Consider the following 12,325-nt stretch of genomic DNA (forward strand, 5'->3'; position numbering starts at 1 on the left):
CTGTCTGGCAATTTCCGCAGCTAAGTCGAGCGTGGCGGGGGAGCTTTGATGCGAGCTGAAAGTAACGGGACGTCCCGGCGGATTCTCTGCGTGTTTCCGCGATACACATCGTCGTTCGGGACGTTCGAGCATTCCTACCCCCTGACCGATGGCGTCCGCGCCTTCATGCCGCCGCAGGGACTTTTGCTGCTTGCCGCCTATCTGCCGGAGGAGTGGCAGGTCAAATTCGTCGATGAGAACCTTCGCCGTACGACAAGGGAAGAGTTCGAATGGGCGGAGGCGGTCTTCGTCAGCGGCATGCACATCCAGCGCCAGCAGATGAACGACATCTGCCGCCGCGCCCATGAGTTCGACCTGCCGGTCGCGCTTGGCGGTCCCTCCGTCAGCGCCTGCCCGGATTACTATCCGTCGTTCGACTATCTCCATGTCGGCGAGCTCGGCGACGCCACCAATCAGCTGCTCGAAATACTGTCGCGCGATATCTCGCGTCCCGAGACCCAGGTGGTTCTGACCACCAAAGACCGCGTGCCGATGACGGAGTTTCCGATCCCGGCCTACGAACTCGCCGACGTGAAGAAATACTTCCTCGGCAGCATCCAGTATTCCAGCGGCTGTCCGTATCAGTGCGAGTTCTGCGACATCCCCGGGCTGTACGGCCGCAATCCGCGGATCAAATCGCCCGAGCAGATCATCGCCGAACTCGACCGCCTGCGCGAATGCGGCATGACCGACACGGTCTATTTCGTCGACGACAATTTCATCGGCAACCGCAAGGCGGCGCTGGACCTCCTGCCGCATCTGATCGAATGGCAGAAGAGGACCGGCTACGTGGTGCGGCTCGCCTGCGAGGCGACGCTCAACATCGCCAAGCGGCCGGAAATCCTCGAGAAGATGCGCGAGGCCTATTTCGTCACCATCTTCTGCGGCATCGAGACGCCCGATCCCGATGCGCTGAAGGCGATGCACAAGGACCACAACATGATGGTCCCGATCCTCGAGGGCGTGCAAACCATCAACTCCTACGGCATGGAGGTCGTGTCCGGCATCATCATGGGGCTCGACACCGATAAGCCGAACACTTCGGAGGCGCTGCTCGCCTTCGTCGAGGACTCCCGGATTCCGCTGCTCACGATCAACCTGCTTCAGGCGCTGCCGAAGACGCCGCTATGGGACCGTCTGGAGCGCGAGGGACGCCTGGTCGAGGACGACGGCCGCGATTCCAATGTCAACTTCCTGTTGCCCTACGACGACGTCGTCGCATCCTGGAAACACGCCATGGCCGTCGCCTACGAGCCCGAGAAGGTCTACGCGCGCTTCCAGTATCAATGCGACCACGTTTACGTGCATCGCCTGAAGATGCCGACGCCGGACGAGATGAAGACCTGGCCCAACATCAGGCGCGGCCTCGTCATGCTGCGAAACATCTTCTGGAAGGTCGGCGTGCTCGGCGACTACAAGCGCGTGTTCTGGAAGTTCGCGCTGGGCCGCATCAAGCGCGGCGACCTCGAAGGTCTGATCGGCTGCACTCTGATCGCGCACCATCTCATCACCTTTGCGCGGGCGGCCTCGACCGGCCAGCAGAACGCCTCGAACTATTCGATCCGGCTACGCGAGGCCTCCGTCCCCGCCGAATGACACAACATGTCTGATCCGGCCATCCCGCGTCGTCCGACCCTCGATCTGCGGTCGCTCACGCCTGCGCGCGTCGCGCTCGGGCGCAGCGGCGCGAGCCTGCCGACGCGGGCACTGCTCGATTTCACGTTGGACCATGCCCGCGCCCGCGATGCCGTGCATGCCGTGTTCGATGCGCCGCGGCTGGTCGCGGATCTCCGCGCGCTCGGCCTCGTCGTCACCGAGGCGAACAGCCGGGCGGTCGACCGCAGGGACTATTTGCGGCGGCCCGATCTGGGCAGACGGCTGGATGCCGGATCAGTCGAGGCTCTGGCGCGGAGCGCCTCGGAGCCGTGCCAACTCGCGGTCGTGATTGGCGATGGGCTGTCGGCTGCGGCGGTCCACGCCCATGCGGCCGCGCTGGTGATTCGCCTGCTGCCGTTGCTCGCAGCCGGCGATGGTGTCGCGATCGGCCATGTCGTGGTCGCCTCAGGCGCGCGTGTCGCGCTCGGCGACGAGATCGGCGCCATTCTCGGCGCGCGCATGGTCGCGACGCTGATCGGCGAGCGGCCGGGCGTGTCGGCGCCCGACAGTCTCGGCGCCTATCTGACTTTCGCCCCGAAGCCGGGCCGCACCGATGCCGAGCGCAATTGCGTGTCGAACATCCACAAGGCCGGGTTGAGCTATGACGAGGCTGCTTTCAAGATCGCCTGGCTGGTCCGCGAGGGGCTCGCGCGGGAGGTGACCGGTGTGGCGCTGAAGGACGACAGCGCAGACCGCGCGCCGCGTCGAATTGGCACGGCTTTGCCCGAATGAAGGGCATTAAGGCAAAATCGCCACATCTTGATCGATTCGGCCACACTCCGCCTGCTTGCGAGAAGGGCGATTGACCTGCTAAACCCCTCGCGGCGATTTTCTGCGCATTTTCAAAGGGCAAGCCTCCCATTGGTATGGCATTTTCAAGCCGTTCGCGGGGCGCGACAAGCTCACAGACCCGAGCCGATTTAGGAACTGGACAAGGCATGCTCGAAAAGCACAGCGAGAGTGAGGTTCATGTCGACAAGGTCGAGCAGGGACCTGCGTCCTCGATCGCCTTCGGGCTGGAGCGCATCGGGCTGTTCGCCGTCCGGGCGCCCATCGTCTCCTGCATCGTCCTGCTCGTCCTGATCGTCGGCGCCGTGTTCGGCATCCATCGGATCAAGATCGACGATTCGCTGTCGCAGCTGTTCCGGTCCAACACGCCGGAATTCCGCCAGTACGAAGCGGTGACTAAAAAGTTCCCGGCCGAAGAATTCGACGTCCTCGTCGTAGTCGAGGGCAAGACCCTGCTGGCGCGGAACAACCTCGAGAAGCTGCGCGACTTCGTCACCGACATGCAGCTGGTCGAGGGTACGCGCGGACTGGTCTCGCTGTTCTCCGCGCGTCAGGCGCCGGCGCCGGGCAAGCTTCCCGCCGCGCTGTTCCCGCCCGAGCTGCCCGAGGGCGCGGCCTATGACAAGTTCATCGAGGGCGTCAAAGCCAACGAGATCATCCGCGGCAAGTTGTTGTCCGAGGACGGCACGCTGGCGCTGATCGTGCTTTCGCTCGATCCGGAGGTGGTCGCCTCCAACAAGCTGACCAAGACCGTCGCCGACATCCGCGCGCTGATGAAGGAAGACCTCGGCGACACCGGCCTCAACGTGCAGCTTTCCGGCGTGCCGGTGATGCAGCTCGAGATCCGCAACGCGGTCGAGCGCGACGGGCTCACCTACAACATCCTCGGCATTCTCGCCGGCTGTGTCATCGCCATCATCTTCTTCCGCAAGATCTCGTTCATGGTGGCGGCGGCGTTCCCGCCGATGATTGCGATCCTGCTGGCGCTCGGCGCGCTCGGCTGGGCCAATTTCAACCTCAACATGTTCCTGAACGTGATGACGCCGCTCATCATGGTCATCAGCTTCTCGGACTCGATGCAGCTCACCTTCGCCGCGCGCGACCGGCTGATCGCGGGCCAGGACAAGTTCACCGCGTTCAAGAACGCGGTGCTGGTGGTGGGACCGGCCTGCGTGCTGACGCACGGCACCGCCGGCATTTCCTTCATCGCGCTCCAGTTCTCCGACTCCGATCTGATCCGCAAGTTTGGCGAGGCGGGTCTCGCCGCCACCATCATCGCGCTGGTCGCGGTGTTGTCGCTGGTGCCGGTGTTCGGCGTGCTGCTGGTGCGCAACGAGAAGGTCTTTGCGACCAAGTTCCAGAGCGCGGATGCCGGCGTGCAGGCGCTGCGTAATTTCTGCTACTGGATCGCGGTGCGCATGGTGGGCCGTCCTGGCCTGTTCAGCCTGATCGCGGTGGTGTTCGTGGCGGGCCTCGGCGTCATCTACGCAAATCTGGAGCCGCGCTACCGGCTCGCCGACCAGGTGCCGGACAAGCGCCAGGCGGTCGCCGCCAGCGACCGGCTCGACGCCAAGCTCACCGGCGCCAACCCGGTCAACGTTCTGATCCAGTTCCCCAAGGGTGAATCGCTCTATTCGCCGGAGACGCTGCAGACCATCGCGGATGTGCACGCGACGGTGGAGAAGGCAGCCGGTGTCGGCAATGTCTGGTCGGTCGAGACCCTGCGCCGCTGGCTTGCGGACAAGGCCGGCAGCGCCGACGTCGCGACGCTGAAAGAATATGTCAGCGTCATTCCGGAGCATCTGGTGCGCCGGTTCATCGATGCCGAGCAGGACGCCGTCGTGGTCGCAGGTCGCGTGCCGGACAAGGATTCCAGCCAGCTCCTTCCGATCGTCGACAAGCTCGATACCGAGCTCGACGCCGTGCGCAAGAAGCATCCCGGCTATGAAGTGGCGGTCACGGGTCTTGCCGCGATTGCCGCGCGCAACTCGGCCGGCATGATCGAGAAGCTCAACCGCGGGCTGACCGTCGAATTCGCGCTGGTCGCGATCTTCATCGGCCTGGCCTTCCGTTCCTGGGTGGTGATGTTCGCCTGCATCCTGCCGGGCATCTTCCCCGTTGTGATGTCGGGAACGGTGCTGTGGGCGATGGGTGAGGGACTGCAATTCGCCAGCGTCGTGGCTCTGACCGTTTCGTTCGGCCTCGGCTTAAGCGCCACCATCCATTTCCTCAACCGCCTCAGGCTCGAGAGCAAGCCGGGCGTCGGCTCGGCGCTCGCGGTGGAGCGCGCCACCGTGCTGGTCGGCCCGGCCTTGATCCTGACCACGCTGGTGCTGGCCTGCGGTCTCGTCGTCACGGTGTTCTCCGACCTGCCGTCGCTACGGCTGTTCGGCTGGCTCAGCGCCTTCTCGATGGTGATGGCGCTCGTCGCCGACCTCTTCATCCTGCGGCCGACGGCGATGTGGTTGATCAATCTGCACGCCAAGCTTCAGGGCGACAAGCCGGCGATCTGAACGGCTTCGTTCATCAGACACTCGAATCGGCGCGGTCCGGGCGATTGCGCCGCGTCTCCCGAAAACAACAAAGCCCCGGTTCGCGAGAACCGGGGCTTGTTGCTTTCGAAGCGGTAAGAGCCGTCAGCCCTTCGTCATCGTGATGTTGACGCCGCGAATCTCGCCCTTGGATGAGATCTGCACCGTTTGCTTGGTGCCGTTGGTGCGCAGCGACAAATTGGCGGCAAAGCCGTTGGCCTCGACGAACACCTCGATCTGGCCGCCACCGGCGGTGCCTTGCAGATTGCCGAAGATGTTGCGGTTGGTCTCGCTCCAATTGCCGGAGATCCGCTCGCCCTGGCTGGTCACGTCGCTGGTGAGGTCGAACTTGTAGCTGTCGGACGCGCAGTGCAACGCCTGCTTGAGGCTGAGACCGGTGCCGGCAACTTTGTAGTCGGCCTTGCAACGGATGCGCTCGGTGGAGCCGTCGGACAGCGACACCGTACCCGTGCCGGTCCATGCGCCCTCGAAACCTGCAAACGGTCCGGACGACTGAGCCTGACTTGCCGAAACCGAGAACAGCAGCACAGCGCCGATGCCGGCCGCCTTGATTGCCAGTTCAGATCGCCCAAAAAAATTCATCTTCAAAATATCCCGTTTTGGAACGACGTCCGCTTGTCACCAAGGACGTCTCGCCACATCGAAGGTTTAGTGTTCCGAGCCTGTGTCAGGTTCAATGGCCGGCCGCCCACATGTCGGCATCGCGAAGCGCACTTGCCATGATTGGCCTCCGGATTCTCTGCGTTTCGGCATGTTTCTGGGGCCCATGGCGGGATGTAGAGATGCAGCTCTGCAACAGGTGCGCAGCAAAACGCGGCGTACCCGAATTATGACGTAGTATCAGTCTCTTACATTTGTCACAGAAGGCGCAGGGAAGACCTGATCTGGTGGACGTGGCGCCAATTTGGCCGCATTTGCCAGTGCTTGTGCCTTCTCCGAGGCCGCTACTCCCGCGGCGACTTGCCATCAGAACAATCCGTTCCGGTCGTCGCCCTGTGCTGTCCGGGATTGGTGCGATTCTGCCGTCAGAATGAAGGAATACAATGCGTAAGCTTCTCGTCGCTCTCACCTTGCTGTCGGCCTCCCTCTCGACCGCAGCGTTCGCCCAGCAAGGGCGCGGCACGGACGCCGAGCAGAAGGCCTGCTCGCGCGATGTGCAGAAGCTCTGCCGTCCGGTCATCGACCAGGGCGATTTCACCATCCTGGCCTGCCTCAAGGAGAACCGGGCCAAGATTTCGCAGGCCTGCGATCAGGTCCTGAAGAACCACAACCAGTAAGCTCGGCCACTGGCCCACAAAAGGCGGCCTCCGGGGCCGCCTTTTCGGGCCTGATCCGCAAAGGGCAGCCATCGAGAGACAGGATTGGTTTTGCGGCCGTATTCCCCTATATGGGGGCCGCGGCGGCATCGCCCGCACGGGCTAGCGCGAGCGAAAAAGCCCTTCCTGTCCAAACGATTGTAGACCAGCCCTCGATGACCTCTGCGAGCGAATTGCGATCCGGCAAGGGTGAGCGCGACGAGAATTTTCCCGTCGCGTCCTGGATCATTCATCCGCGTCATCGCGCGCTGATCCTGGCGTATTACAATTTCGTCCGCACCGCCGACGACATCGCCGACCACGCCACGCTGCCGCCGGACGAGAAGCTGGCTTATCTCGACCTGCTCGAGGCGGAATTGCTCGGCAAAGGCGACACCCAGGCCGAGGCCGTCAGCCTGCGGCACGCACTGGCCGAACGCGGTATGGCGCCGCGCCACGCGCTCGACGTGCTCATCGCGTTCCGCATGGACGTGACCAAGTTGCGCTACGAGAATTGGGACGAGGTCATCCATTATTGCCGCTACTCGGCGATGCCGGTCGGCCGCTTCATGCTCGACGTCCATGGTGAGAGCACCTCGACCTGGGCCGCGTCCGATGCGCTCTGTGCAGCGCTGCAGATCAACAACCATCTCCAGGATTGCGGCAAGGATTTCCGCGAGCTCAACCGCGTCTATCTGCCGCGCGATGCGCTGGCTGCGAGTGGCGCCTCGGTCGAGCAGCTCGGACTGGCGCAATCCCCACCGGCGATGCTGGCCTGCCTTCAGGCTCTCGCCGTGCGCAACGAAGCGCTGCTCGACGAGGGCAGGTCGCTAGCTGCGGAGATCAGGGATTTCCGCCTCGGCATCGAGGTCTCGGTGATCCAGGCTTATGCCGACCGCATTGTGCGCCTGTTGAAGGTGCGCGATCCCCTGCGCGAGCGCGTGCACCTGAACAAGCTCGAGCTCCTCACCTTCAGCCTCGCCGGCATGATCGGCGAAGTCGGCCGCCGCGCGGTCGGACGCAAGGCCATTTCAAGACCGGGGACTGCACATGACGCTTGAGGCGACCTCGCCCGGCGCCAATTATGGCTCGACCGCATCCGGCAGTTCGTTTTACGCCGCGATGCGCATCCTGCCGCATGACCAGCGCGAAGCGATGTTCCAGATCTACAGCTTCTGCCGCCAGGTCGACGACATCGCCGATTCCGACGGACCGCGCGACGAGCGGCTCGCCGCCCTTCAGGCGTGGCGCAACGACATCGATGCGCTCTACCAGGGCAATCCGCCGCCACGGCTGAAGGACTACGTCGCCTCGGTGAAGACCTTCGGCCTCAAGCGCGAGGATTTCCTCGCGATCGTCGACGGCATGGAGATGGACGTGCCGCAGGACATCCGCGCGCCCGACATGGCGACGCTGGATCTCTACTGCGATCGCGTCGCGAGTGCCGTGGGGCGGCTGTCGGTCCGCGTCTTCGGCCTGCCGGAAGAAGACGGCATCGAGCTCGCCCATCATCTCGGCCGCGCGCTCCAGCTCACCAACATCCTGCGCGACATCGACGAGGACGCGGGCCTCGGCCGGCTCTATCTGCCGCGCGAAGCGCTGCTGCATGCCGGCATCACTTCCAACGATCCGGACCGCGTGATCGTCGAGCGCGCGCTGCCGAAGGTCTGCCTGCCGCTGGCGCAGCGCGCAAAGGTGTATTTCGAGAAGTCGGACGAGATCATGAACCGCAATCGGCGCCGCGCGGTGCGCGCGCCCCGGATGATGTCGAAATACTATCATGCCATTCTGGATCTTCTGATCGCGCGCGGGTTCAACGCGCCGCGTGAGCCGGTGCGTGTGTCGAAGATCACACGCATCGCCATCCTGCTCCGATACGCTCTCATCTGATGCAAAAAACAGCTCACATCATTGGCGCTGGAATTTCCGGCCTCTCCGCCGCCGTGCGGCTTGCCAATGCCGGCTTCAAGGTCGCCGTGCACGAGGCGACCCAGCAGGCCGGCGGCCGCTGCCGTTCTTATTTCGACGGCGCCACCAATCTCACTATCGACAACGGCAACCATCTGCTGCTGTCCGGCAACAGCCATGCGCGCGCCTACGCGCGCTCGATCGGCACTGAAGCGGGCCTCGTCGGTCCGGAGCGCGCGCAGTTTCCCTTTGTCGACCTCACGACCGGGCAGCGCTGGCAGATTGACCTCGGCGACGGCCGGCTCCCGACCTGGGTGCTCGACGAGAGCCGCCGCGTCCCCGACACCGGGTTGACCGATTACCTGAAGCTGGCGCCGCTGATCTGGGCATCGGAAGAGACGCTGGTCGGCAAGTCCATTCCCTGCGAGGGCGTGCTCTATCAGCGCCTGGTGCAGCCGCTGCTGCTGGCGGCGCTCAACGTCGATCCACCCGAAGGCTCAGCTGGGCTTGCCGGCGCGATCGTGCGCGAGACGCTGCTCGCCGGCGGGCAGGCCTGCCGTCCCCTGATCGCGCGCGACGGGCTCAGCGCGGTGCTGATCGAGCCTGCCGTGACGTTCCTGCAGGAGCGCGGGCACAGCGTTCAGCTCGGCCATGAGCTGCGCTCGTTTGCGACCCATGACGGCAAGGTCGGCGCGCTGAATTTCGGCGGCGAAGATGTGATCCAGATCGGCGAGGGCGACGTCGTCGTGATGGCGGTACCGCCGCGCGCTGCCTCCAACCTGCTGCCGGGCCTGAAGACGCCGACCGAATTCCGCGCCATCGTGAATGCGCATTTCCGCGTTGAGCCGCCAGCGGGATCGGCTCCGATCCTCGGCGTGATCGGCGGCGTCGTGGAATGGCTGTTTGCGTTCCCGAACCGGCTGTCCGTCACCATCAGCAACGGCGACCGTCTGGTCGAGATGCCGCGCGAGGAACTCGCGCAGGCGATCTGGAACGACGTGTGCAAGGCGGGCGGTGTGTCCGGCGAGCTGCCCCCTTGGCAGATCGTGCGCGAGCGCCGTGCCACATTCGCGGCGACGCCGGCGCAGAATGCCCTGCGTCCAGGGCCGGTCACTGCGCTGAAAAACCTGTTTCTTGCAGGCGATTGGACTGCTACGGGATTGCCTGCAACCATCGAGGGATCGGTCCGATCCGGTGATCGCGCCGCCGATCTGGTTCTGGCCGCCAAGGGATAGTGACAGGCGGCCCTGACGGGTATTTGTCCCGGTCAATTTCGGCCAATTCAATCGACTATCGGAGCAATCGAGCGAGATGGATTCCGTGAACGCGACCAGCCGCGAAGCCCAAGAATTCGGGAACTTGGAATCGAGCATTGCGTCGGCCACCGAAGGGGTCCTCGGCTTCCAGCAATCCGACGGGCATTGGGTGTTCGAGCTCGAGGCCGATTGCACGATTCCGGCCGAATACGTGCTGCTGCGCCATTATCTCGCCGAGCCGGTCGATGCCGTGCTCGAAGCCAAGATCGCCAATTATCTTCGCCGCGTTCAGGGCGTCCATGGCGGCTGGCCGCTGGTGCATGATGGCGAGTTCGACATGAGCGCCAGCGTGAAGGCGTATTTCGCGTTGAAGATGATCGGGGATTCCATCGACGCGCCGCACATGGTGCGTGCGCGCGAGGCGATCCATTCCCGCGGCGGCGCCATTCACAGCAACGTCTTCACGCGCTTCATGCTTGCGATGTTTGGCGTCGTGACCTGGCGCGCGGTACCGGTGCTGCCGATCGAGATCGTGCTGCTGCCGTTCTGGTCGCCGTTCCACATCAACAAGATCTCCTACTGGGCACGCACCACCATGGTGCCGCTGATGGTCATCGCCGCGCTGAAGCCACGGGCGAAGAATCCCAAGGGTGTCGGCATCGACGAGCTGTTCCTGCAGGATCCGCGCTCGATTGGCATGACGGCCAAGGCGCCGCACCAGAGCATGGCCTGGTTCGTGCTGTTCCGCGCGCTCGACGGCATTTTGCGCGTGGTCGAGCCGATGTTTCCCAAGAGCCTGCGCAAGCGCGCGATCGATGCCGCGCTCGCCTTCACCGAGGAGCGGTTGAACGGCGAGGACGGCATGGGCGCGATCTATCCGCCGATGGCCAACATCGTCATGATGTACGACGCGCTCGGCAAGGATGAGACCTATCCGCCGCGCGCGATCACGCGCCGGGGTATCGACAAGCTGCTCGTGATCAAGGACGACGAGGCCTATTGCCAGCCCTGCGTCTCGCCGGTGTGGGACACGACGCTGACCGCCCACGCGCTGCTCGAAGCCGGCGGTGACAGAGCGGTGCCCGCGGCCAAGCAGGGTCTCGACTGGCTGATCCCGAAGCAGGAGCTCGAGGTGAAGGGCGACTGGGCGGTGAAGCGGCCCGACGTGCGCCCGGGCGGCTGGGCCTTCCAGTACAACAACGCCCATTATCCCGATCTCGACGACACCGCGGTGGTGGTGATGTCGATGGACCGGATGCGCCGGGAGCACGGTGCGACCGGCTATGACGCCGCGATTGAGCGTGCCCGGGAGTGGATCGAGGGCATGCAGAGCGACGACGGCGGCTGGGCCGCCTTCGACGTCAACAACCTCGAATATTATCTGAACAACATCCCGTTCTCCGACCATGGCGCGCTGCTCGACCCGCCGACCGAGGACGTCACCGCGCGCTGCATCTCGATGCTGGCCCAGCTCGGCGAGACCGCGAACACCAGCAAGCATGTCGCCGAGGGCGTCGCCTACCTCCGCAAGACCCAGCACCCGGAAGGGTCCTGGTACGGCCGCTGGGGCATGAATTTCATCTATGGAACCTGGTCGGTGCTGTGCGCCCTCAACATGGCCGGCGTCCGCCATGACGACCCCATGATCCGGAAAGCCGCCGGCTGGCTGGCCTCGATCCAGAATCAGGACGGCGGCTGGGGCGAGGATGCCGTCAGCTACCGGCTGGACTACCGAGGCTGGGAAGCCGCCCCCTCGACCGCATCGCAAACGGCATGGGCCTTGCTTGCCTTGATGGCTGCTGGCGAGGTTGATCACCCGGCCGTCGCCCGCGGGGTGGAGTACCTGATTGCAACACAGAACGAAAAAGGACTGTGGGACGAACAGCGGTACACCGCCACAGGCTTTCCCCGTGTATTCTATCTACGGTACCATGGTTACCCGAAGTTCTTCCCGCTGTGGGCGTTGGCGCGGTATCGGAACTTGCGGAACACCAACAGCAGGGTGGTAGGGGTCGGAATGTGACTTTGGGGACGGGGGACTATCTTACCGCGGGTCAAACCGTTGATCCGAGGCCGATATTGATCGTGACTGGATTGGTTCAGGAGGCCCGCATCGCGGCCGGGCCCGGAATGGCGGTGATCTGTTCGTCGAGCAGCCCGACCCAGTTGCGGGCGCTGTTGACGGTGCTGGATCCCGAGACGATTCGCGGTGTGATCTCGTTCGGCGTGGCCGGCGGGCTCGACCCGACGCTGCGCTCCGGCGACGTCGTGCTGGCGACCGAGGTGCTCGCGGGCGACACCCGCTGGGCCGCTGGCCTCTCGCTCGGGGACGACCTGATCGACCGCCTGACGTCGGGGCGTCGCCGCGTGGTGCGCGGCAGCCTCGCCGGTGCCGAGGAAGTGGTCACGAGGCGCTCCTGCAAGGCGGCGCTGCATTCGGAGACCGGAGCTGCCGCCGTCGACATGGAAAGCCACATCGCGGCCGCCTACGCCGCCGAAGCCGGCTTGCCGTTCGCCGCGGTCCGCGTCATCAGCGATCCCGCCCATCGCGCGCTGCCGGCGCTCGCCCGCGCCGCCATCAAGCCGAACGGCCAGATCGACGTGCTGGCCGTGCTGCGCGGCATCGTGCGCAATCCGACCGCGCTGCATGGACTGGTCTCGACCGGCCTCGACTTCAACCGCGCGCTGCGCAGCTTGCGCGGTTGCCGCGACTATTTGATTGGTACCGAGCTCGTGGAGAGCGAGGCGCTGGTCTCTGAGGCAGCCTGAGCGGTTTCTGCGATCACTAAAAACAAAAGGCCCGGTCGCCATTGGCAATCGGGCCTTTTCT

Annotated in this window: 10 protein-coding genes; 9 read left to right on the forward strand and 1 reads right to left on the reverse strand. The window is 64.5% G+C overall.

Features of this window, described 5'->3' with window-relative positions; translation table 11 throughout:
* Positions 1–48: 48 nt before the first annotated feature.
* From FXB41_RS33655 to FXB41_RS33665, 3 genes are all read left to right on the forward strand, one after another.
* The gene (locus tag FXB41_RS33655; protein ID WP_219684804.1) at positions 49–1,635 is read left to right on the forward strand and encodes a B12-binding domain-containing radical SAM protein; all 1,587 of its coding nucleotides are present in this window, start codon (positions 49–51) and stop codon (positions 1,633–1,635) included.
* A gap of 6 nt (positions 1,636–1,641) precedes the next feature.
* Positions 1,642–2,427 (forward strand): ethanolamine ammonia-lyase subunit EutC, encoded by a 786-nt coding sequence (eutC, locus tag FXB41_RS33660; RefSeq protein WP_219684805.1) that lies wholly within the window; start codon positions 1,642–1,644, stop codon positions 2,425–2,427.
* A 206-nt stretch (positions 2,428–2,633) separates the two neighbouring features.
* Positions 2,634–4,997 carry an efflux RND transporter permease subunit gene (locus tag FXB41_RS33665; RefSeq protein WP_007593629.1) on the forward strand — a complete coding sequence of 788 codons (2,364 nt, stop codon included), beginning with the start codon at positions 2,634–2,636 and terminating at the stop codon, positions 4,995–4,997.
* A 123-nt stretch (positions 4,998–5,120) separates the two neighbouring features.
* On the opposite strand, the gene FXB41_RS33670 is transcribed toward FXB41_RS33665, so the two are convergent.
* Entirely contained in the window at positions 5,121–5,618 is a 498-nt protein-coding gene (locus FXB41_RS33670) for a hypothetical protein (RefSeq protein WP_219684806.1), read from the reverse strand.
* Positions 5,619–6,079: 461 nt separating this feature from the next.
* Between FXB41_RS33670 and FXB41_RS33675 the strand changes: the two genes are divergently transcribed.
* The 6 genes from FXB41_RS33675 to FXB41_RS33700 all read left to right on the forward strand — a co-directional run bounded on the left by FXB41_RS33675 (position 6,080) and on the right by FXB41_RS33700 (position 12,264).
* On the forward strand, positions 6,080–6,313 hold the full coding sequence (locus FXB41_RS33675; RefSeq protein ID WP_007593627.1) for a hypothetical protein: 234 nt from the start codon (positions 6,080–6,082) through the stop codon (positions 6,311–6,313).
* A gap of 194 nt (positions 6,314–6,507) precedes the next feature.
* Positions 6,508–7,392, forward strand: a complete 885-nt coding sequence (hpnC, locus tag FXB41_RS33680; protein WP_219684807.1) for a squalene synthase HpnC — start codon at positions 6,508–6,510, stop codon at positions 7,390–7,392.
* Positions 7,382–8,221 (forward strand): presqualene diphosphate synthase HpnD, encoded by an 840-nt coding sequence (gene hpnD / locus FXB41_RS33685; RefSeq protein WP_007593625.1) that lies wholly within the window; start codon positions 7,382–7,384, stop codon positions 8,219–8,221. The genes hpnC and hpnD overlap by 11 nt, the downstream gene beginning before the upstream one ends.
* Entirely contained in the window at positions 8,221–9,474 is a 1,254-nt protein-coding gene (gene hpnE, locus FXB41_RS33690) for a hydroxysqualene dehydroxylase HpnE (protein WP_007593622.1), read from the forward strand. The genes hpnD and hpnE overlap by 1 nt, the downstream gene beginning before the upstream one ends.
* Positions 9,475–9,550: 76 nt before the next feature.
* A complete protein-coding gene (gene shc / locus FXB41_RS33695; RefSeq protein ID WP_219684808.1) occupies positions 9,551–11,518 on the forward strand; it encodes a squalene--hopene cyclase in 1,968 nt (655 codons plus the stop codon).
* Positions 11,515–12,264, forward strand: coding sequence for a phosphorylase (locus tag FXB41_RS33700; RefSeq protein ID WP_007593620.1), 750 nt, complete (start codon positions 11,515–11,517; stop codon positions 12,262–12,264). Before shc ends, FXB41_RS33700 begins: the two co-directional genes overlap by 4 nt.
* Positions 12,265–12,325 lie beyond the last annotated feature (61 nt).

It is taken from the genome of Bradyrhizobium canariense (genome assembly GCF_019402665.1).
In the GTDB taxonomy this organism is placed as follows: domain Bacteria; phylum Pseudomonadota; class Alphaproteobacteria; order Rhizobiales; family Xanthobacteraceae; genus Bradyrhizobium; species Bradyrhizobium canariense.

Coding starts and splice junctions, on each gene's coding strand:
- FXB41_RS33655 (WP_219684804.1), top strand. CDS start 49: ATGCGAGCTGAAAGTAACGGGACGTCCCGGCGGATTCTCTGCGTGTTT.
- eutC (WP_219684805.1), top strand. CDS start 1,642: ATGTCTGATCCGGCCATCCCGCGTCGTCCGACCCTCGATCTGCGGTCG.
- FXB41_RS33665 (WP_007593629.1), top strand. CDS start 2,634: ATGCTCGAAAAGCACAGCGAGAGTGAGGTTCATGTCGACAAGGTCGAG.
- FXB41_RS33670 (WP_219684806.1), bottom strand. CDS start 5,618: ATGAATTTTTTTGGGCGATCTGAACTGGCAATCAAGGCGGCCGGCATC.
- FXB41_RS33675 (WP_007593627.1), top strand. CDS start 6,080: ATGCGTAAGCTTCTCGTCGCTCTCACCTTGCTGTCGGCCTCCCTCTCG.
- hpnC (WP_219684807.1), top strand. CDS start 6,508: ATGACCTCTGCGAGCGAATTGCGATCCGGCAAGGGTGAGCGCGACGAG.
- hpnD (WP_007593625.1), top strand. CDS start 7,382: ATGACGCTTGAGGCGACCTCGCCCGGCGCCAATTATGGCTCGACCGCA.
- hpnE (WP_007593622.1), top strand. CDS start 8,221: ATGCAAAAAACAGCTCACATCATTGGCGCTGGAATTTCCGGCCTCTCC.
- shc (WP_219684808.1), top strand. CDS start 9,551: ATGGATTCCGTGAACGCGACCAGCCGCGAAGCCCAAGAATTCGGGAAC.